General features: G+C 49.4%; 18 protein-coding genes and 1 tRNA gene. 11 read left to right on the top strand and 8 right to left on the bottom strand.

What is annotated here, in order from left to right:
- Positions 1 to 146: 146 nt before the first annotated feature.
- The 7 genes from SPL68_RS14545 to SPL68_RS14515 all read left to right on the top strand — a co-directional run bounded on the left by SPL68_RS14545 (position 147) and on the right by SPL68_RS14515 (position 7236).
- Positions 147 to 965 (top strand): DUF6249 domain-containing protein, encoded by an 819-nt coding sequence (locus SPL68_RS14545; RefSeq protein ID WP_323815897.1) that lies wholly within the window; start codon positions 147 to 149, stop codon positions 963 to 965.
- A gap of 5 nt (positions 966 to 970) precedes the next feature.
- Positions 971 to 1519: an RNA polymerase sigma factor gene (locus SPL68_RS14540; RefSeq protein ID WP_323815896.1), complete on the top strand. Its 549-nt coding sequence runs from the start codon at positions 971 to 973 to the stop codon at positions 1517 to 1519.
- Positions 1520 to 1544: 25 nt separating this feature from the next.
- Complete coding sequence (locus tag SPL68_RS14535) at positions 1545 to 1880, top strand: hypothetical protein (protein ID WP_323815895.1); 336 nt, start codon at positions 1545 to 1547, stop codon at positions 1878 to 1880.
- Between the two features lie 223 nt (positions 1881 to 2103).
- Positions 2104 to 3714, top strand: a complete 1611-nt coding sequence (locus SPL68_RS14530) for a methyl-accepting chemotaxis protein (RefSeq protein WP_323815894.1) — start codon at positions 2104 to 2106, stop codon at positions 3712 to 3714.
- A gap of 104 nt (positions 3715 to 3818) precedes the next feature.
- Entirely contained in the window at positions 3819 to 5006 is a 1188-nt protein-coding gene (locus SPL68_RS14525; RefSeq protein ID WP_323815893.1) for a DNA topoisomerase IV, read from the top strand.
- 12 nt (positions 5007 to 5018) lie between these two features.
- The gene (locus tag SPL68_RS14520; protein ID WP_323815892.1) at positions 5019 to 5444 is read left to right on the top strand and encodes a type 2 periplasmic-binding domain-containing protein; all 426 of its coding nucleotides are present in this window, start codon (positions 5019 to 5021) and stop codon (positions 5442 to 5444) included.
- Between the two features lie 208 nt (positions 5445 to 5652).
- A complete protein-coding gene (locus SPL68_RS14515; protein WP_323815891.1) occupies positions 5653 to 7236 on the top strand; it encodes an ABC-F family ATPase in 1584 nt (527 codons plus the stop codon).
- Between the two features lie 8 nt (positions 7237 to 7244).
- Here SPL68_RS14515 and SPL68_RS14510 read toward each other — a convergent pair.
- The 5 genes from SPL68_RS14510 to rpsU form a co-directional block, all read right to left on the bottom strand.
- A tRNA-Ile gene (locus tag SPL68_RS14510) sits at positions 7245 to 7321 on the bottom strand.
- Between the two features lie 146 nt (positions 7322 to 7467).
- On the bottom strand, positions 7468 to 9327 hold the full coding sequence (gene rpoD / locus SPL68_RS14505) for an RNA polymerase sigma factor RpoD (protein WP_323815890.1): 1860 nt from the start codon (positions 9325 to 9327) through the stop codon (positions 7468 to 7470).
- A 149-nt stretch (positions 9328 to 9476) separates the two neighbouring features.
- Positions 9477 to 11525: a DNA primase gene (gene dnaG / locus SPL68_RS14500; RefSeq protein WP_323815889.1), complete on the bottom strand. Its 2049-nt coding sequence runs from the start codon at positions 11523 to 11525 to the stop codon at positions 9477 to 9479.
- Between the two features lie 43 nt (positions 11526 to 11568).
- Positions 11569 to 12024 (bottom strand): GatB/YqeY domain-containing protein, encoded by a 456-nt coding sequence (locus SPL68_RS14495; protein ID WP_323815888.1) that lies wholly within the window; start codon positions 12022 to 12024, stop codon positions 11569 to 11571.
- Between the two features lie 139 nt (positions 12025 to 12163).
- Positions 12164 to 12379, bottom strand: a complete 216-nt coding sequence (gene rpsU, locus SPL68_RS14490) for a 30S ribosomal protein S21 (protein ID WP_133685095.1) — start codon at positions 12377 to 12379, stop codon at positions 12164 to 12166.
- Between the two features lie 215 nt (positions 12380 to 12594).
- On the opposite strand from rpsU, the gene tsaD reads away from it, so the two are divergent.
- The 3 genes from tsaD to folK are packed head-to-tail and all read left to right on the top strand — an operon-like array spanning position 12595 to position 14515.
- Complete coding sequence (gene tsaD, locus SPL68_RS14485) at positions 12595 to 13623, top strand: tRNA (adenosine(37)-N6)-threonylcarbamoyltransferase complex transferase subunit TsaD (protein WP_323816052.1); 1029 nt, start codon at positions 12595 to 12597, stop codon at positions 13621 to 13623.
- A gap of 11 nt (positions 13624 to 13634) precedes the next feature.
- The gene (folB, locus tag SPL68_RS14480; protein ID WP_323815887.1) at positions 13635 to 14006 is read left to right on the top strand and encodes a dihydroneopterin aldolase; all 372 of its coding nucleotides are present in this window, start codon (positions 13635 to 13637) and stop codon (positions 14004 to 14006) included.
- Positions 14003 to 14515, top strand: coding sequence for a 2-amino-4-hydroxy-6-hydroxymethyldihydropteridine diphosphokinase (gene folK, locus SPL68_RS14475; RefSeq protein ID WP_323815886.1), 513 nt, complete (start codon positions 14003 to 14005; stop codon positions 14513 to 14515). Before folB ends, folK begins: the two co-directional genes overlap by 4 nt.
- On the opposite strand, the gene SPL68_RS14470 is transcribed toward folK, so the two are convergent.
- From SPL68_RS14470 to SPL68_RS14460, 3 genes are all read right to left on the bottom strand, one after another.
- The gene (locus tag SPL68_RS14470; RefSeq protein WP_323815885.1) at positions 14516 to 15481 is read right to left on the bottom strand and encodes a magnesium transporter CorA family protein; all 966 of its coding nucleotides are present in this window, start codon (positions 15479 to 15481) and stop codon (positions 14516 to 14518) included.
- Between the two features lie 68 nt (positions 15482 to 15549).
- Positions 15550 to 16338 carry a pteridine reductase gene (locus SPL68_RS14465; RefSeq protein ID WP_323815884.1) on the bottom strand — a complete coding sequence of 263 codons (789 nt, stop codon included), beginning with the start codon at positions 16336 to 16338 and terminating at the stop codon, positions 15550 to 15552.
- Positions 16339 to 16405: 67 nt separating this feature from the next.
- Positions 16406 to 17650: a multifunctional CCA addition/repair protein gene (locus tag SPL68_RS14460; protein ID WP_323815883.1), complete on the bottom strand. Its 1245-nt coding sequence runs from the start codon at positions 17648 to 17650 to the stop codon at positions 16406 to 16408.
- Between the two features lie 420 nt (positions 17651 to 18070).
- Between SPL68_RS14460 and SPL68_RS14455 the strand changes: the two genes are divergently transcribed.
- The gene (locus SPL68_RS14455) at positions 18071 to 19069 is read left to right on the top strand and encodes a DMT family transporter (RefSeq protein WP_323815882.1); all 999 of its coding nucleotides are present in this window, start codon (positions 18071 to 18073) and stop codon (positions 19067 to 19069) included.
- Positions 19070 to 19327 lie beyond the last annotated feature (258 nt).

Here is a 19327-nt window from a genome sequence, read left to right as displayed (position 1 = left end):
GGAGGCTGGGAGGGATTCATTAATTCTGCTCGGCGCGAAAATAAACTTCTCGGGTGAATCCAAGGCTCACTAGACTGTGTCTTAGTTGTGAGTTGGGGGCAATATTGATCTAATCCTGCCCGGATTTTTCCTGAGAGGCTTATCCCATGACATTTCTTTTTCGTTTGCCGCAGCTGTTCGGCACCCTTGGTATCGCCTGCTTATGTTTAAGCGCAGTACCTGTGGTTTACGCCGCTGAACTGGAAGGCACTGTGGTAACCACAGACGGTTCCACCCCTGTTCAGGTTCAAATTGATTCATCAACCTCCGCTTCCACCTCTACATCCGCAGGTTCCAGCGAGCACCAGCAGTGGCTGCAAGAGCAGCAGGACTTTGCGCGTGAACAGCAAGATTTTGTGCGCGAGCAGCATGAGCATGCGCGCCAACAGGCTGAGCAGGCGCAACACGCGGCTACCCAAGCCATTGACCATCACGATTGGGACAAAAATTGGGAGAGAAACCTGAGTCAGGTATTTGAGAACAGCAAGGTAAATGAAAATACCGCGAATCTGGCGCTGTTGATTCCAATCTTGTTAATTCTGTTTTTTGTCGGTGGTCCGATCATTTTGATGATCATGCTGCTAATGTTTCTGTTCGGCTCTAAACGCCGTCGTCAGCGCGACATCAATATGAATATCGACAAACTGCTGGCTAACGGGCGCGATATTCCCATTGAACTGCTGCGTGGTGATGAACCCAAAAGTGCCGATGACAGTGGCAATCAAGCCAAGGGCATTCGCAATATTTGTTTGGGCGCAGGCTGGCTGGTTTTTTTGACTATCGCCTTTGGGATAAAGATTGGTGCGATTGGTTTTATCTGGATTGGATTGGGTATATCGCAAGTGCTGATCTGGCATCTGAACCGGCCAAGCGCAGACCCATTGGCCGCGACGCCGACTGATACACAGGCTGGCGCGCAGGACTAATCCACATGTCCCTTACCGATCAGGAACTGATCGCGCGGGTGGTTAGCCGCAAGGACCAACATGCATTTGCACAGTTGGTCTTGCGCTACCAGTCGCCGTTGCGCATCTGGGCAAGACGCCTGTGCAACGGCGATACGCACCTCGCGGACGATCTGGCGCAGGAGGCTTTTATGAAAGCCTATGCTGCGCTGGGCGCGTTTCGCGCAGAGGCCAAGTTTTCTACCTGGCTGTATCGCATCGCCTTTAATATCGCCGCCAACCGCTGGCGCGCGAAAAAGGTCGAATGGTGTGAACTCGATGAAAATGAAGATATCGAAGTTGAGCGCTGCAGCGTAACGCAGTATCACGCGCAAAAAGATGTGGAAGCCGCTATGCAAACCCTTAGCCCCGGCCAGCAGCTGGCGATTCGGCTATGCTATGAAGATGGTTTCTCGCACGAAGAGGCGGCCAGCATCATGGGGATTCCGCTGGGAACGGTGAAAACCCACATTGCGCGCGGCAAGCAAAAGTTGCAGGCTCTTTTGGCATCCTGGCAGGACGCCCTCCCTGAATGAACGTTCAATTAAGTGAGGTCGTGAGATGAACGACAACCAATTTGATGATTTTTTGCGGCAGCAGCTGCGCAATTCCAGCGACTATCTCGACGATGGTGATTTTAGTGCGCAAGTCATGGCAAGTTTGCCTGCGCCCAAGCGCCTGAACCCTTGGCTGGAGCGTTTAATTATTTGGCTTCCGGTGACATTTATTGCATTGCTGGTGTTAAAACAATTCCCGCTGCATAGCATTATTCAACCCGCCTACGCATGGGTGCTGACGTTAGATTTGCACAGCTTGATCGCGTTGGCGATGGGCATGACTTTGGCGGTGTTAGCGATTCCGCTATCGCTATTGCTCAAACGATCTTCACTGATGTGATTTGTTTATCGCGCTAGTATTAATCGACCAACTCGCACCACTTTTGAATTCATCGCCTAATTGCTAAAAATAATTAGGCGATTTTTTTTAAGCGCAGTTAGCGCTTATAAGTAGTTCTACTCTCACTCCTCTGTCGCTAAAACTCTTATCCTGTTTGCTCATTCAATGGGCGACTGCTATACCCAAAGGATTATTAAAACATTGAGTTATTGAGGCACGGCCAATGCTCCGCTTGACCATCGCAAAAAAATTAATGTTGTTGGTAACCATTGCTCTGCTGGGATTTGTTATTAGTCAGGGCTACTCCATGTGGGTTGAGCGCGCAAACAGCAGTCGCTTGGCCGAAGTTGAACAGCGAATTTATCCCACCCTTGAGTTAACCACTGTCAATTTAGGTGCGCTCTTGTTGATGGAGCAGCAAATCAACAGTTCTGTCACTACGGGTGATGAACAAGCGCTGGAAGATGCGGATAAGCATTATCAGGAAATTCGTCAAAATCTCGAAAAATTATCCCATTTAAGCAGCGATCTTTCCGTGCAAGCAAAAGCGCTGGATGCACAACTTGAAAGTTGGTTTACCACTTCGGTACGAATCGCCAAAAGTTTTATTGGTGGCACGGTGGATTTTGAAAAAGTTGGCGCTGAAGCGGCGGCTAATGCAGAAACCTTAAAGTCCTTACGCGCTGCGCTCTCGCAAATGAAAACGGAAACCTCCACTCATTTTAATGATTCGATTCGCGCAACTATCGATGATTCAAAAGGCGCTGCAGGCGTCGTGTTAATTGTTTCGGTGTGTGCGGTAATTGCGCTGTTAACTGTCAGCTCTTTAATCGGCCGCTCAATTACATCGAGTATTAATGAAGTCACTGCATCGCTCAAAGAAATGGCATCGGGCGCGGGCGATTTAACCAAGCGTATTCACTATTCCGGCCACGATGAAATCCTCCATTTGGTTAATAACTTCAACGCGTTTGTTGAAAAGCTGCACGGCTCTTTTGGCAATGTCAGTCAAGATGTAGGCGGTTTAGCGCAAGTCGCGTCGCGCCTCACCAATTCAAGCTCACAAAATTTGGTTCGTATAAAAGAGCAGGCGGATGCTATATCAAGCATGCGGCAAGCTATTGACGACTTGCTGAATACCGTCAATGACATCGCGCAGTTTGCAGTAAATGCATCGCATCAAGCACAGGATGCTAGTAGTGCCGCCGCGCGTGGCAAGCAGACGCTCGCAGCAAACGTTGCAACGATTAGCACACTTGCCGATGAAGTGCGCAGTGCTGCCGATGTGGTTAATCGCTTTGAAGAATTTTCAACCGATGTCGGTCAGTTGTTAAACACGATTCAAACAGTTGCAGAGCAAACCAATTTGCTTGCGTTAAATGCAGCGATTGAAGCAGCGCGTGCGGGCGAACACGGGCGCGGTTTTGCGGTGGTGGCAGATGAGGTGCGCGGCCTTGCGGTGCGTACACGTCAAGCGACAGAAGAAATTCATAAAGTGATTGGCGAATTGCGCGAAGTCTCGGCTAGTGCCGTAACCGCAATGCAGGGCAGTGTGGTGCGCGCAAATCGCGGCGTGGAAGAGACGCGTGCATCGGGTGAAGTGCTCAATTCTATTTTAAATAATGTAGAAACTATCAGTGCTTTTAACGAAAAAATTGCTGCTGCAACACAAGAGCAAACAACCACATTTGCGCAGGTTTCCAATCATGTCAATGGCATATACAGCAGTACTCAATTGGTTACCACAAGTACAAATGAGCTGGATGAAATCAGTCATGATATAGATCACATCAGTCATCAGTTGCGTAAAGTGGCCAGTCAATTCCGCGTTTAATGTCGGTCAGGTTTTATTCTTTTTATGTTGCAGTTCAATACATAAAAATATCATGTCGGGATCTATAAGCACAGATGGTGCGTTAAATAGGAGTGTTACTCAAAATGCAAACTAAGAGTTCGATTCGTACAACACCACACACGCTTGCGCTCACTATTGCGCTAGTTGCAGCTGCGCCTTTGGCGCAGGCGGCTGATCTGAATTTGTCCGGTTTTTTATCGGTCGGCGGCGGTATGGTCGATGATGAAAACAGCCTGAGTTACGGTGGTTATGACGAAGAAGATTTCACGCTAGATGACAATCTGCTGGGGATTCAAATCTCTGGCAATGTCTCGGAAAAATTAACCGCGACTGTGCAGCTGACTGCGCGCAGTGAAAACGATTATGAAGTCGATGCTGAATGGGCTTATTTGAGCTGGCAGGCGACGGAAAATAGCAAAATTCGCGCAGGTCGTTTGCGCACGCCGTTTTATATGTATTCCGATTTTCTCGATGTCGGCTACGCCTATGCTTGGATCAGCCCACCGCGTGAAGTCTATTACCTGCCATTTAACAATGTGAACGGCGTGGATTTTTACACCACTGCAACTCTCGGTATTTTTGATACCAGTTTCCAAGCGTATTTCGGCGGCTTTGACGACGAGTTGGACTTGGATAATGACGGTACTATGGAGGAGGCGCAAACCCGCAACCAAATGGGGATTGCGGGTACCATCGGAAAAGATTGGTGGACACTTCGCGCGGCCTACCACCAAGCGGATTTGTCGATTGATGTTACTGGTATCACCATGCCAGTGTTTGGTACTTTGGGCGCATTTGCATCGGCATTGAGCAATAGCGGTTTTGAAAGCAACGCCAATAACTTATTGGTGGATGACGATAAAGCGACCTTTGCTGAAATCGGTTTGAATATCGATACCGGTCGTTTTGTCGCGGCAATCGAGTATGTGGAATTCGATCCTGAAAATACATTGCTCGCTAAAAACAAACGCGGCTATGTAATGGGCGGTGTGCGTTTTGGTGATTGGTTAGTGCATTTGACTGGTTCACAATCGCGCGATGACGCTGCGCATCCAGAAGCCGGCATTCCGGTATCACAACAAACTGCGCCGCTAATTGGTGCCTTGCAAGCTGTTGCCGAATCTCAGGCGGTTGATCGCGATGTGGTGAGTATTGGTACGCGTTGGGATGTCACCACCGGTACTGCGCTGAAATTCCAGATCGACGATGTGGATGACAAAAACCAAGGCGACCAGAAAGTGTTTTCAGTCGCATTGCAAACTGTGTTTTAAGTGGAGGCCATCATGAAAAAATATCTGAATGTGTTGGCCACTGTACTGATGCTGGGTTTAACCAATCTGGTGTGGGCAGAGGTTGCGGTAATTGTTCATCCATCAGCTGGCTTTGACTCGCTGACGGAAGACGATGTGTCGCGCCTGTTTCTCGGCAAAAGCAAAAGCTTCCCCAATGGTTCTGCTGCAACGCCGGTAAACCAAAACGAAGGCTCAGCCGTGCGCGATAAATTCAATGAAGGTGTGTGCAAGAAAAACGCGAGCCAATACAAAGCCTACTGGTCGCAGCTGGTGTTTACCGGCAAAGGCACACCGCCCAAAGATGTGGGTGATGATGCCGCAGTAAAAGCAGCTGTAGCCGCTAACCCCGCTATGGTCGGCTATGTGGATGCCAGCGCGGTAGATGCCAGTGTAAAAGTGGTATTCAAGCTGCCCTGATCGATTCAGCCTTCGCAGTTTGTGCTCTGGTTTGACCTTTTTTAACAATGCCCGCCTAGTGCGGGCATTGTTTTATCTGGCATAAAAATCCCGCTTGGCGGGCGAAATGGGCTAAAATGCGCGCCTTTTTATACAAGATTTAGTCAAACTTTAGCCAATCATCCCTCGTGGATGCCTTTTTTATCGCTCATTCGCAGAGAAATTACCCGTGATCTCCACCGCCAATATCACCATGCAATTTGGTGCTAAACCGCTTTTTGAAAACGTATCCGTCAAATTCAACAACAGCAACCGCTACGGCCTGATCGGCGCCAACGGTTGCGGTAAATCCACCTTTATGAAAATCCTCGGGGGCGATCTTGAGCCGTCCGCAGGGCAGGTGATGCTGGAACCCAATCTTCGTTTGGGTAAGTTGAAGCAGGATCAATTCGCCTACGAAGAGTTCTCGGTGGTGGATACGGTGATCATGGGGCACACCGAATTATGGGAAGTGAAGGCCGAGCGCGACCGCATTTATGCGCTGCCAGAAATGAGCGAAGCAGACGGCATGCGTGTTGCCGAGTTGGAAGTTGCCTTTGCCGAGATGGACGGTTACACCGCTGAATCGCGCGCGGGTGAATTGCTGCTCGGCTTGGATATTCCTATCGAGCAACATTTTGGCCCCATGAGCGCCGTAGCGCCGGGCTGGAAGTTGCGTGTGTTGCTCGCGCAGGCATTGTTCTCTGATCCAGACGTACTGCTGCTCGACGAACCGACCAACAACCTCGACATCAATACCATTCGCTGGTTGGAAGGCGTGCTGACCCAGCGCAACAGCACCATCATTATCATCTCGCATGACCGTCACTTCCTGAACTCCGTGTGTACCCACATGGCGGACTTGGACTACGGCGAGCTGCGCATTTATCCGGGCAACTACGACGACTACATGATGGCCTCGGAGCAAGCGCGCGATAAATTGCTCAACGAAAATGCGAAAAAGAAAGCGCAAATTGCCGAGCTGCAAGCTTTCGTTAGCCGCTTCTCTGCTAACGCATCCAAAGCCAAGCAGGCAACCTCACGCGCAAAACAAATCGATAAAATCCAGTTGGATGACATCAAACCATCCAGCCGTGTCAGCCCTTACATCAAATTTGTGCAAAACAAAAAACTGCATCGCCAAGCGGTTACGCTCGAAGGCATCAGCAAAGGTTTTGATCGCACTCTATTTAGCGATTTAAGTATGCAAGTAGAAGCGGGTGAGCGCATTGCGATTATCGGCCCCAACGGCGCCGGTAAAACCACCTTGTTGCGCTGTTTGTACGGCGATCTGCAGGTCGATGCTGGCACCGTTAAATGGGCAGAGCAGGCCGAGATCGGCTACTTCGCACAGGATCACGCCGCTGACTTCGCCGACAACAGCAATCTGTTTGACTGGATGAAACAGTGGACCAAAGGTGACGAACAATTGGTGCGCGGCGCGCTTGGTCGCATGTTGTTCTCAAACGACGACGTGAAGAAAAACGTGAAAGTGCTATCCGGTGGTGAAAAAGGCCGAATGCTGTTCGGCAAACTCAGCTTGGTTAATCCCAACGTATTGTTGATGGACGAACCAACCAACCACTTGGATATGGAATCGATCGAGGCATTAAACCTCGCGCTGGAAAATTATCCCGGTACCTTGATTTTCGTTAGTCACGACCGCGAATTTGTATCCTCACTCGCAACCAGAATCATCGATATGCAACCAAGCGGTTTGATCGATTTTCATGGTAACTACGATGATTATCTGCGCAGCCAAGGGATTTACTAAGGGAAAAGTGGTGGGCCCAACTGGACTTGAACCAGTGACCTGCCGATTATGAGTCGGATGCTCTAACCAACTGAGCTATAGGCCCCAAGAGGAAAATTACAGCTGCCTTGCGACAGGGATGCACATTATAGAGGCAAGTTTTGTGTGTGGCTATAGTTGATAACTTATTGTATTGCCTTAAAAAAATAAAACCCGCAGTTGCGGGTTTTATTTTGTTTGCTATTTGAACAATTAGTCGTCCAGGAAGCTGCGCAGATGATCCGAGCGCGATGGATGGCGCAATTTGCGCAAGGCTTTGGCTTCGATTTGGCGGATACGCTCGCGCGTTACATCAAATTGTTTGCCCACTTCTTCCAGAGTGTGGTCAGTGTGCATGTCGATACCAAAACGCATACGCAGTACTTTTGCTTCACGGGCGGTGAGGCCGGCGAGTACTTCGCGCGTTGCTTCCATCAAGCCTTCCATTGTCGCTGACTCCACCGGAGAAATAATGGTGGTGTCTTCGATAAAGTCGCCCAGATGTGAATCTTCATCGTCGCCAATTGGTGTTTCCATGGAGATAGGTTCTTTGGCGATTTTCAGTACTTTGCGAACCTTATCTTCCGGCATTTCCATGCGCTCGCCCAATTCTTCCGGAGTGGGTTCACGACCCATTTCCTGCAGCATTTGGCGTGATACACGGTTGAGTTTGTTGATGGTCTCAATCATGTGTACCGGAATACGAATGGTGCGCGCTTGGTCGGCGATAGAGCGGGTGATCGCTTGGCGAATCCACCAGGTTGCGTAGGTGGAGAATTTGTAGCCGCGACGGTATTCAAACTTATCCACCGCTTTCATCAGGCCGATGTTGCCTTCCTGAATTAGGTCGAGGAATTGCAGGCCGCGGTTGGTGTATTTCTTCGCGATAGAAATTACCAGGCGCAGGTTGGCCTCAACCATTTCTTTTTTGGCGCGACGTGCACGTGCTTCACCAATCGACATGCGACGGTTGATGTCTTTGATTGCAGCAAGGCTGAGATTGCTTTCAGTTTCAATCTGAGCCAGTTGTTGCTGCGCAGTTTGTACGTCGGGTAATACGCGCTCAAGTTTCTCGGCGTTATCAACCTTGCCTTTCAAAAATTCAGGCAGCCAAGCTTCGTTGGTCTCGTTGCCGGGGAACTCTTTGATAAAGGTTTTGCGTTGCATTTGGGCTCTGCGGGTACACAGATCCATAATGCGGCGCTCTTGCTGGCGCACTTGGTCAAGCATGTCGCGCGCTTTGGTGTAAATCGGGTCAAATTGACGTGCAGGTAATTTGAAGAATTTGAACAGATCGCCAAGGGTCGAGAGTTCTTTTTCAGCTTGTTTGCTGCCGTAGCCGTATTTGGCGAGAGTTTTGTTAGTTTTGTCTTGCTGTTTCTGCAGCTCTTCAAAACGTACGCGCGCCTCTTCAGGGTCTACGCCTGAAACTGCTTCTTCCTCGTCGTCACCGGATTCTTCATCTTCATCTTCGTCATCTTTATTTTCTTTGGCGGCGCCATTTGCGACGGGGATGTCCTCGGATTCAGTGAGGGCAGAGGGAATATCTTCTACCGGATCGAGCCAGCCGATAATTACGTCGGCAAGGCGACGTTCTTCTTTGGCAACCAGTGCATACTCGTCGAGCACTTGTTGCACAGCGCCGGGCCAGTAGGCGATGGCGTGCATCAGCTCGCGCACACCTTCTTCGATGCGCTTGGCGATAACGATTTCGCCTTCGCGAGTCAGCAGCTCAACCGTACCCATTTCGCGCATGTACATACGCACTGGGTCGGTGGTGCGACCGGTTTCGGTTTCTACGGCAACCAGAGCGGCAGCGGCTTCGGCAGCGGCGATTTCATCCGCAGCAGAGTCGCCATCGGTCATTAACAGGGTGTCGGCGTCGGGGGCGGTTTCATAGACGCGGATACCCATGTCGTTGATCATCTGAATGATGTCTTCGACCTGATCCGGATCAGAAATGTCCTCGGGCAGGTGATCGTTTACTTCGGCATAAGTCAGGTAGCCCTGTTCTTTACCGCGAGCGATCAGTTCTTTAATACGGGATTGTTGCTGTTGGACGTCTTCAGACATTCGAAACCCTATTTGAAACCTGGTGAGTGAAATGCAAAGCCCGACATTATACTCCACTTGCTTGAGTGGATTCTAGGCGGATGCTTGGTGAGGCCACATTCTTCGCTGAGTTATGACTAGATTGGGCTTTTTTTGATCAGATCAAGTGTTTATTGCTGTAACTTTGCTGCCAAGGCTGCGCGAACCAGTTGATTGCGTTCTTCTTTGGTGAGTTGAGTAAAGTCGGTATTTTTGAGTTTTGCCAAGGATTCAGCTGTTTTTTTCTGGTTTTGCTGTTGGCGCAGCTTATCCATGGCGTGACTAAATGCGGCCTGATTGTCGTAATCTGCTTTGGCTGGCTTGTCTTGCCGTGTCTGAGCAAGGGCATTTGCCGCTTGAAGTAAATCGTGTCCCGCAACGGCGGCCAATCGCTCGGTATCCTCGGTGCCATAAACGCCGCGCCAATAGCCTATCAAGTGTGAAAGATTGTAGTGCGGGCGCTCATGCAGCACTTTGAGTAGGCGCCCGAGCATCAAGCAGTCCAGATCGGTATCTTTCGCTAACCATTCATCGTGATTGGTTTCAAGGCTCGCGAGTGTGGGATATGTGAGGAGTAGTGCCAGCGCCTTGCGTGCTGGTGGCATCAGGTATTTGCTGGCGGCACGAGCCTGAAGTTCCGGTTGAAATGGCTTATTGAGGGCTTGGCGCTGCGTGCGAGGCTCTTCATAAAACTCATGATAATCCGGTGGGGGTAATTCCTGCGGAAAGTCGCCGTAATCTTCGTAATTGGCGATGGGGGGATAATCCCATTCCGGCTCGGTTTTTCTCGGCAAGGCAATTTTAGGGGGTGATTCCTCTGGTGCGGCTGTTATCTGCGGGGCAGAAAAAAGTGGTTGCGGCTCGCCTTTGTTCTGCTGATCCTGAATCAGCTCCTGCAAAATGTTGCGATTAAGGCCGGTGCGGGTTGCCAGGCTTTCAAACATCAATTCGCGAAATACGCCTTTAGGTAGCCGTTCTAGCAAGGGGGCGGCGCGTTTGCTGAAAGTGGCGCGGCCTTCCATGGTGCGAATATTCAAGCCTTCGGCTACCGCATCAAACAGGTAATCCTCAAATGGAACGGCCAGCTCGATCATGCGCTCGAATTTGTCTGGGCCGATTTGGCGTACCAGTGTGTCTGGGTCTTCGCCTTCGGGTAAAAACAGGAATTTCACTGTGCGGCCATCGGTCATGCATTCGATTGATGCTTCCAGGGCGCGATGAGCGGCGCTGCGTCCGGCTTTATCGCCATCAAAACAAAACACGACTTCGCTGGTGTATTTAAAGGCGCGATCAAGATGGTCTGGGCCGCAGGCTGTGCCGAGCGTGGCCACGCCATAGCCAATGCCAAATTGGGCGAGGCTGACCACATCCATGTAGCCCTCAACTACCAGCAGGCGGGGCAATTCGCGATAGGCGAGGCGCGCCTCGTAGAGGCCGTAAAGCTCTTGTCCTTTGTGGAAGACTGGTGTTTCGGGTGAGTTGAGATACTTGGGTTTGTCGTCGCCCAATACTCGCCCGCCAAAGCCGATTACCCGCCCGCGAGTGTCGCGAATGGGAAACATAATGCGATGGCGGAAGCGGTCGTAGAGTTTCTTTTCCTGCTCCTGATGAATCAGCATGCCGCCTTCGATCAGAAGATGTTTGTCCTCGTTGCTGGTGGCAAGGGCTTTAAGCAGGTTGTCCCAGCCGGGCGGGGCAAAGCCGACACCATAGGCTTTGGCGGTTTTGCCATCCAATCCACGATTTTTTAAGTAATTGACGGCGAGGTGTTTGCTGGGGTGATGGCGCAGTTGCTGCTGGTAAAAGTCATCGGCTTTTTCCAGTAGGGTGTAGATGCTGCGCTTTTCCTGCTCGCGCTTTTCCTGTGCTTCGGTCTGTACTTCGCGTGGAACTTCAAGGCCAGTAAGGCGGGCGAGGGACTCAACTGCTTCGGGGAAGCTGAGTCGCTCGTAATCCATGACAAAACCCAGTGCATTACCGCTCGCACCGCAGCCAAAACAGTAATAGAACTGTTTCTCGGGGCTTACTGTAAAGGAGGGGGTTTTCTCGTCGTGGAAAGGGCAGCAGGCGCTGTAGTTTTTGCCGGTTTTGCGCAGCTTTACGCGACTATCGACCACATCGACTATGTCGAGGCGGTCGAGCATGTCATCGATAAAACTTTGCGGGATAAGTCCGGCCATGGGGGGTCGCCTAAGGGGATAGCTAGACGCTGGCAGTTGGCGATTAATTGCTCAACTTGGTTTTAAGCAGTTTGCTGACTTCGCCCATGTCGGCGCGGCCTTGAACCTGTGGCTTGATCAAACCCATGGCTTTGCCCATGTCGCGCGCTTCGGTCACACCTGCATCGCTCAAGGCTTTGCTAATAATGGCGTCGAGTTCGGCGGCGGTCAGCGCAGCAGGAAGAAATGCCTGAATCTCAGTGATTTCATAGGCTTCCTGCTCGGCTAGCTCGGTGCGGCCTGCACTGGTGTACTGCTGTTCGGAGTCGCGGCGCTGCTTGACCATTTTGTCGAGCACGGCCAAGGCGCGGGCGTCATCAACTTCGATGCGCTCATCCACTTCGATTTTTTTGAATTCAGACATCGCAAGACGCAAAACCGCGACGCGCTCTTTTTCTTTCGCGCGCATCGCGGTCTTTAAGGCATCATTTATGCGGTCTTTTAGCGTTGGTTGACTCATGATTCACCGGTTATTGAGTAATCAATTTGGGTACAGGAGTGGAACGCTCAACTCGTTAGATGACAGATGCAAACAGGCTAACGAGTGGAACCGGTCAAACTAATCTATTTGGCTACCAGCATTGGTGGCAGCAAATAACTTAGTACAGACGGGTAAACTTTTTAGATTCGCGTTGTACCTTTTTTGCATGACGCTTAACAGCGGCAGCGGCGTCACGCTTACGAATAGTGGTTGGCTTCTCGTAGCATTCGCGAGCGCGAACGTCAGCCAAAATGCCTGCTTTTTCACAAGCGCGCTTGAAACGGCGCAGAGCTACGTCAAATGGTTCGTTTTCTTTAAGTTTTACTGAAGGCATGCTGTTACCTTTAAAAGCTAATAAATGATGTCTTATGGATACATGTTCACGTGTAAACACGGCGAAGTATCCGAGGGGTGCGGATTCTATACGCTTCTTATGGCAGTCGCAACCTTGAGCGAATGATGGTGCTGGGTTTTCATGAGTTCAGCCTTTATCATATCCGCCCTGTGTTGGTCATTGCCGCCCGAATGTCGTGGCGGTTAGAGGTTGTTATGCGTGTACTGGGTTTGGAAACATCTTGCGATGAGACGGGTGTAGCGGTTTATGACAGCGAGCGCGGCTTGCTGGCGCATACCTTATATAGCCAGATCGCACTTCATGCGGAGTATGGCGGCGTAGTGCCGGAGCTGGCCTCGCGCGATCATGTGCGCAAACTATTGCCGCTGATTAATGAGGTGATGGCCGCTAGTGGTTCCACCGCTGAGGATATAGATGCAATTGCCTATACCTCTGGCCCAGGGTTGATCGGTGCATTAATGGTGGGGGCGTCTATGGGGCGTTCACTGGCTTATGCATGGAATATTCCGGCTATTGGTGTGCATCATATGGAGGGGCATTTGCTTGCGCCTATGTTGGAGGCCAATCCCCCGGCGTTTCCATTTGTCGCGCTTCTGGTATCGGGCGGTCATACCCAGCTGGTCAAGGTAGATGCGATAGGCGAATACGAGCTGCTAGGCGAGTCGATTGACGATGCGGCGGGCGAGGCTTTTGATAAGGCGGCGAAGATGCTCGACTTGGATTATCCTGGCGGCCCGCAAATCGCCAAGCTTGCTGAGCAGGGTAATGAAGGGCGATTTAAATTTCCGCGTCCGATGGTTGATCGCCCCGGTTTGGATTTCAGTTTCAGCGGCTTAAAGACCGCGACTCTCACCACGGTCAATGCCAATAAGCAGGCAAACGGTTTGCCTGATGATCAAACCTGCGCCGACATTGCCAATGCTTTTCAATCGGCAGTGGTGGATACGCTGGTGATTAAATGCAAGCGTGCACTTGAGCAAACCGGTATGAAAACGCTGGTTATCGCCGGTGGAGTTTCGGCGAATAAAAAGCTGCGCGCCGATTTGGATTCCGAGCTCGCAAAAATTGGCGCAAAAGTATTTTATGCGCGCCATGAATTTTGCACCGACAACGGCGCCATGATCGCCTACGCTGGTTGCCAGAGGCTGCTTGCCGATCAACACGAAGGTTTGGCAATTAATGTCAAAGCGCGCTGGCCACTCAATACACTTTCTCCTCTTTAAAAGAAATATTTATGGATATTGTTTACATCCGCGATCTTCGCATCGACACCATTATTGGCATTTACGACTGGGAGCGCGAGGTGCGCCAAACAGTGAGTATCGATTTGGAAATGGCGAGCGATATTCGCAAAGCTGCCGAAACAGACGATATTCAATTTGCATTGAACTACAAAGCAGTTTCCAAACGATTGATTGCCTATGTGGAAAACCGTAATGCATTGCTGGTAGAAACCTTGGCAGAAGAAATTGCGCAAATGATTCGCTCGGAATTTTCTGTGCCTTGGTTACGCTTGCGTTTAAGTAAGCCGGGAGCAATTCGCGGCGCGCGCGATGTGGGCTTGATTATTGAGCGCGGAGAAAAACCAGGAGCCAAGTCTGAATGACGGCGATTTATTTGAGTTTAGGGAGCAACGTGAATCGCCATAAAAATATTGTGGCGGCGCTGGATGCGTTGTGTGCACTATTTGGTGAGCTGCAGATTTCATCAGTCTATGAAAGCAAATCTGTCGGCTTTGATGGCAGCAACTTTTTTAATTTGGTGGTGGGTGCAGAAACACTGTTATCCATTACCGAGTTATCGGAAAAGTTAAAGCGAATAGAAGATGATAATGGTCGCAAGCGTAACGGCCCTAAATTTAGCCCGCGCACGCTGGATATAGATATTCTGACTTACGGCGATTTTGTTGGCGTCGAGAGCGGGGTGGAATTGCCGCGCGCCGAAATTACCAAAAACGCGTTTGTACTTTTGCCCTTGGCAGAAATTGCACCGCAGCTTTTGCATCCGCAATTGCAAAAAAGCTATCAACAACTCTGGGCTGAATATGATCAGGCTTCGCAGTCCTTGTGGTCGATTGATTTTGAGTGGAATGGGAAAGCGATTTCCAAATCCTGATTAAAGCCACTTCTTGTACGCAAAAACACCAAACCCTATCGCAATTACCAGCATCGCGCCCAGTGCATAAAAATAACCATAGGGTGTATGCAATTCGGGCATGTTGTCAAAGTTCATGCCGTAGATGCCTGCAATAAAAGTGAGCGGAACAAAAATCGCGGTGAGTACCGTTAGCACTTTCATCGTATTATTGAGTTGGTGCGAGCTGATTGATAGGTAGCCGTTAATCAAATCACCGCAAATTTCATAGTACATAGTGCATAAACCGTGCAAGCGTTCGCAGCGCTCGAATAAATCTTGTAGTGCGTGTTCTATATCGCCGTCTTCATCGATTAATCGCTGTGGAATTTCTTTGAGTAAATTAGTCACCAGCTTTTCGTGGTAGCTGAAAATGCGTTTGAGTTTGCGTAATCGCGATTGGTAGCTGATGATCTCGCGCATGATGTCGTCATTGGGTTTTTCTTGTATCGCATCTTCCAGTTCGTTAAGAGATGGCTCAAAAGCCAGAATAGCTTCCAGATAGCGTCCAACTGAAAAGCGCATAATGCGCGAGGCGAGCAGGCCGGGGCTGACCAATAAATTTTCTTGCTGCGCGCTTTCCCAGTAGTGAGTAACACCCATTGAATGGCGTGGATGGCAGCTAATCAGACAGCGCTCGCCAGCAAATAACGCGATGGTCATTTGTTGGATGGTGAGGTCTTTGTTGAACTCGGTTATGCCGCGGTAGAGGATAAGGGTGTAGTCATCGAAGGTTTCAGTTTTGGGTGGATGGCGAAACCGCTGCGCATCTTCAATCGCCATCGGATGGCAGCCCATTGACAATAAAAATGCTTTTTCTGTTTGTGGCTCTTCACCTATTAAATCAATCCAAATATATCCGCTATTGTCGGCGCGCCAGCGCGTGATTAACTCTTCGCCTCCGTTAATCCATTCTCCTGTATCCGTCAGTAATTGCGCTCTAATCATAAATTGTGACTGCCTTTTGATTAATTGGCTTGGCGATTAATTGGTTTGAAAATTAATCGCTAGGGTGATTAACAGGTGATAGAGCGCCCGCCATCGACTGTGATGATTTGGCCGGTAATGTAAGGTGCCTGTGTGGCTAAAAATAAAATGGTGCGCGCAATATCCTGTTCGTGTCCGCGTTGTTGTAGCGGGATTTTAGCGAGCATTTTTTCTTTATTGTCATCGGACAATTTGTCCTCTACTTTTTTGTTGGAATCATCTGGCCAGAGAATGGCGCCTGGCGCTATACCATTCACGCGAACAAGAGGTGCCAATTCCTGTGCAAGAGTTTTGGTGAGCATTGCATTGCCTGCCTTGGCTATGGAATAAACACTGTGTTTTTTAAGCGGGCGCTCAGCGTAAATATCGGCAATATTAATAATGCAGCCGTGATGTTTGCTAAGGGGGTGAGATAATGCCTGCGCCAGAAAAAAAGGTGCTTTGAGGTTGGAGTTGATCAGCTGGTTCCAATCGTCTTCGCTGGTTTCGCCAATGGGGGTTGGATAAAAACTGGATGCATTATTGACCAGTAAATCCATGCGTTGCCAGTGTTGCTGCGCTTGCGCTGCCAATTTATTAACGTGTGTTAGATTATTGAGGTCGGCGGCGATACAAATTGCCGAGTTTTCGCGTGCATCATTCAATTCATCTACCAGCGTTTGTGCCGCTTTTTGTGAGTGATGATAGTGAATCACCACATTGAATTCTGCTTTGTGTAATTGTCGTGCAACTTCTGCGCCTATGCGTTTAGCGGCGCCAGTAACCAGCGCTACTTTTTTTGTATTTGTTGTCGCAATTGTCGTGGTTGATGCGGACATAGTTCACCTCGGTGCTATATGAGTTATATTGCTATTTCAGCTAGGTGCGTATCCAGGCGCGTATTAATTATGCGTCATTAGTTTTTAATTGAACTGATTTTGTTAATTGAAGCAGATTTTGTAGGCGCTGGCGATTAACCTCATCGCCAAATGCTTTGCCGGTGAATCCCTGTGCTTGAATCGCTGCCATATCGATTTTTTGTGCAGCGGCTAATGCGCGGCGAAAATAATCCGCTTGCGGGTAGTCGCGTGTTTCAAAACCTGTGCGTCCGCGTGCATCCGCTTCGCAGCAAAGCAAAAACTGCTCAAAGCGTTCAGGGCGACGAAAAGCATCGTTTGATTGCAATACTTTTAAAACAGTCGCCGGTTTTAATTCCAATGCGCGATGGCAGTGGGTATGCCACTGTGCAACCATCAAAGCCAATTCTTTGTAGTCTTTGGGGGCTGCTATGCGCTCACACAATTGCTTGACGAGCGGCAAACTGCGCTCTTCATGGGCGATGTGGCGTGGCCACTCTTCTGGTGGCGTTTGTGCCTTGCCCAAGTCGTGCAGCAGTGTGGCAAAACGTACACAGGTGCTGAGCGATAAGTTTGCTGCTTGCTGCAAACTCATCATGGTGTGAACACCTGTGTCGATTTCAGGATGATGAGTTGCCGTTTGCGGCACCCCAAAAAGCGCATCAATTTCAGGAAACAAGCGTGCAAGTGCATCGCAATCGAGCAGCACTTCAATAAAAACTTCTGGGTTTGGTTCTCCCAGTGCTCGCTCAGTTTCTTTCCATATGCGTTCTGCAACCAAGTGATCTACTTCGCCATTGGCGACCATAGTGCGCATGAGTGCGATGGTTTCATCGGCGACGGTGAAACCATAAGTGTGGTAGCGCGCGGCGAAACGGGCGATACGTAAAATGCGCACAGGATCTTCCGCAAACGCGGGCGACACATGGCGCAACAGGCGGTCATCAAGGTCTGCCTGACCGCTGTAAGGGTCGATGATATTGCCGTTTTCATCTTCGGCCATGGCGTTGATAGTGAGGTCGCGGCGGATAAGATCGTCTTCGAGGGTGACATCCTCTCCGCAATAAAAACTGAAGCCGCCATAACCTTGTCCGGTTTTGCGCTCAGTGCGGGCGAGGGCGTATTCCTCTTTGGTGTCAGGGTGAAGAAAAACTGGGAAGTCTTTGCCGACGGGAGTAAAGCCGCGTTTGTGCATTTCTTCCGGGCTGCTGCCAACCACAACCCAATCTTGTTCGGTAACGGTTCTGCCTAATAATTTATCGCGGACAGCGCCGCCGACCAGATAGGTTTTCATAAGAATTTGTCATTAGAAAATCGTGTTTTGAGTATAGGCGAATCGATAAATGAATTGAATCGATAAAAAATTCAAAAATAACTTGTCGCCTTTTCAAAAGTGAATTACGCTCGCTTCACTTTTCCAAAATCGTATAACCTTAGATCAATTAATTATGTACTCAATTTATACCGCCAAGCAGCACGCACGAGCACTACGACCAATGATTTGGTTTGTGGTCTGTGCGTGCTGCTTGGCGGAATTTGTTGATTAGTATTAATTTTTCTAAACAAAGGCCGCAGCATAAAAACTGCGGCCTTTTTTGTTTTTCGGGTTTCAGTTTTTTACTTTTGATGCGCTGAGTTTTTATTGGCAGCGCGCCGAAATTTTGCTGCGGTCATTCTCTCGTTGGTTGCTCAAGGAGCAATAAGGAGCTATGCCGTGGCCGTGTTATTTGCGTATTTTTCTGTTGTGCTCATATGGGCAACAACTCCGCTCGCTATTCAATGGAGTAGCGATAGTCTCACATTTATGTTTGCCGTAGTGGCGCGCATGGCGATTGCATTAGCCGTTGCGCTGCTGCTGCATGGCCTATTGAAAAAATCCCTCGCAACCTATTGGCAGCATGCGCGCATTTTTTTTGCAGCATCGATTGGTATTTTCCCAAATATGCCTGTGGTGTATTGGGGGGCGCAATTTATTCCATCGGGATTGGTGGCGGTGATTTTTGCGCTCTCGCCTTTTGCGACAGGGTTGTTGACTTTGTTGCTGCTTAAACAAAATCCGTTCACGGTAAAACGTGTGTTGGCGTTGGTGTTAGCACTGATCGGACTGGTTGTTATTTTTTATCATCAGTTGCAATTTGATCTGCGTGCATTTTATGGCATAGGCGCCATTTTATTGTCTTGCATGCTATTCAGTTTAAGCAGTGTGTGGGTGAAAAAATTAACCCAGCAACAGGCTGTGTCGATCAATGCATTTCAGCAGGCGACTGGCGCGCTGATTTTTTCTCTGCCTGCGCTATTGGTGATCTGGTGGTTAACCGATGGTGTGATTCCGCGGGAGGTATCGCCTAAATCGGCAGGGGCAATTCTTTATCTCGCGATTATGGGTTCTCTGGTAGGCGCTGCGTTGTTTTTCTTTATCTTGCAGCGTATGTCGGCCAGCGCGGTATCGCTTATCACCTTGATGACACCGGTGTTGGCGATTGTGTTGGGCAAGCTGTTGGCGGATGAACAATTGTCGTCGCAAACCTTGTTTGGAGTGATGACAGTGTTGCTTGCGCTACTGCTGTATTTGCCTTGGTCGATACGTGCAGCTGTCGCCTCATTTAATGCGTGGTTGTTGCGCAAAATGATTGAGCCGCCAGCCTATGAAGATGGCACTAGCGTGCAACAGGAGCTGCAAAAAATTAAAGAATACGTGATTCGTTTCAAGTAATTTTTTGGTTGATTGTTTAGATGTGAGTTGATGCGTCTTTTTAGTGCAATGGTCTGTGGCGAGATTGGATTTTGTGCACCATGCTTGTGCTGTCGCCAGTTTCATTTTGAGTATGCAATCTTGTATTCAATTTGTAACAGTTTGATTTTAAAGTAAAAAACAAAACTGGCTTGGTAACTGCAATATCCAGATCAAGCTAATGTGATCGATCAATAGCTGCAACAAAACTAACTAGTGAAGACCATTAAGAGGAAGAAC

The sequence above is a fragment of the Cellvibrio chitinivorans genome (genome assembly GCF_035117775.1).
GTDB classification, from domain to species: domain Bacteria; phylum Pseudomonadota; class Gammaproteobacteria; order Pseudomonadales; family Cellvibrionaceae; genus Cellvibrio; species Cellvibrio chitinivorans.
The sequence above is the reverse complement of the archived record's forward strand: the minus strand, read 5'-3'. Positions and strand labels throughout refer to the sequence as shown.

Coding starts and splice junctions, on each gene's coding strand:
- folB (WP_323815887.1), top strand. CDS start 13,635: ATGGATATTGTTTACATCCGCGATCTTCGCATCGACACCATTATTGGC.
- SPL68_RS14525 (WP_323815893.1), top strand. CDS start 3,819: ATGCAAACTAAGAGTTCGATTCGTACAACACCACACACGCTTGCGCTC.
- SPL68_RS14540 (WP_323815896.1), top strand. CDS start 971: ATGTCCCTTACCGATCAGGAACTGATCGCGCGGGTGGTTAGCCGCAAG.
- tsaD (WP_323816052.1), top strand. CDS start 12,595: ATGCGTGTACTGGGTTTGGAAACATCTTGCGATGAGACGGGTGTAGCG.
- SPL68_RS14495 (WP_323815888.1), bottom strand. CDS start 12,024: ATGAGTCAACCAACGCTAAAAGACCGCATAAATGATGCCTTAAAGACC.
- SPL68_RS14545 (WP_323815897.1), top strand. CDS start 147: ATGACATTTCTTTTTCGTTTGCCGCAGCTGTTCGGCACCCTTGGTATC.
- folK (WP_323815886.1), top strand. CDS start 14,003: ATGACGGCGATTTATTTGAGTTTAGGGAGCAACGTGAATCGCCATAAA.
- dnaG (WP_323815889.1), bottom strand. CDS start 11,525: ATGGCCGGACTTATCCCGCAAAGTTTTATCGATGACATGCTCGACCGC.
- SPL68_RS14530 (WP_323815894.1), top strand. CDS start 2,104: ATGCTCCGCTTGACCATCGCAAAAAAATTAATGTTGTTGGTAACCATT.
- rpoD (WP_323815890.1), bottom strand. CDS start 9,327: ATGTCTGAAGACGTCCAACAGCAACAATCCCGTATTAAAGAACTGATC.
- SPL68_RS14465 (WP_323815884.1), bottom strand. CDS start 16,338: ATGTCCGCATCAACCACGACAATTGCGACAACAAATACAAAAAAAGTA.
- SPL68_RS14535 (WP_323815895.1), top strand. CDS start 1,545: ATGAACGACAACCAATTTGATGATTTTTTGCGGCAGCAGCTGCGCAAT.
- SPL68_RS14520 (WP_323815892.1), top strand. CDS start 5,019: ATGAAAAAATATCTGAATGTGTTGGCCACTGTACTGATGCTGGGTTTA.
- SPL68_RS14460 (WP_323815883.1), bottom strand. CDS start 17,650: ATGAAAACCTATCTGGTCGGCGGCGCTGTCCGCGATAAATTATTAGGC.
- rpsU (WP_133685095.1), bottom strand. CDS start 12,379: ATGCCTTCAGTAAAACTTAAAGAAAACGAACCATTTGACGTAGCTCTG.
- SPL68_RS14470 (WP_323815885.1), bottom strand. CDS start 15,481: ATGATTAGAGCGCAATTACTGACGGATACAGGAGAATGGATTAACGGA.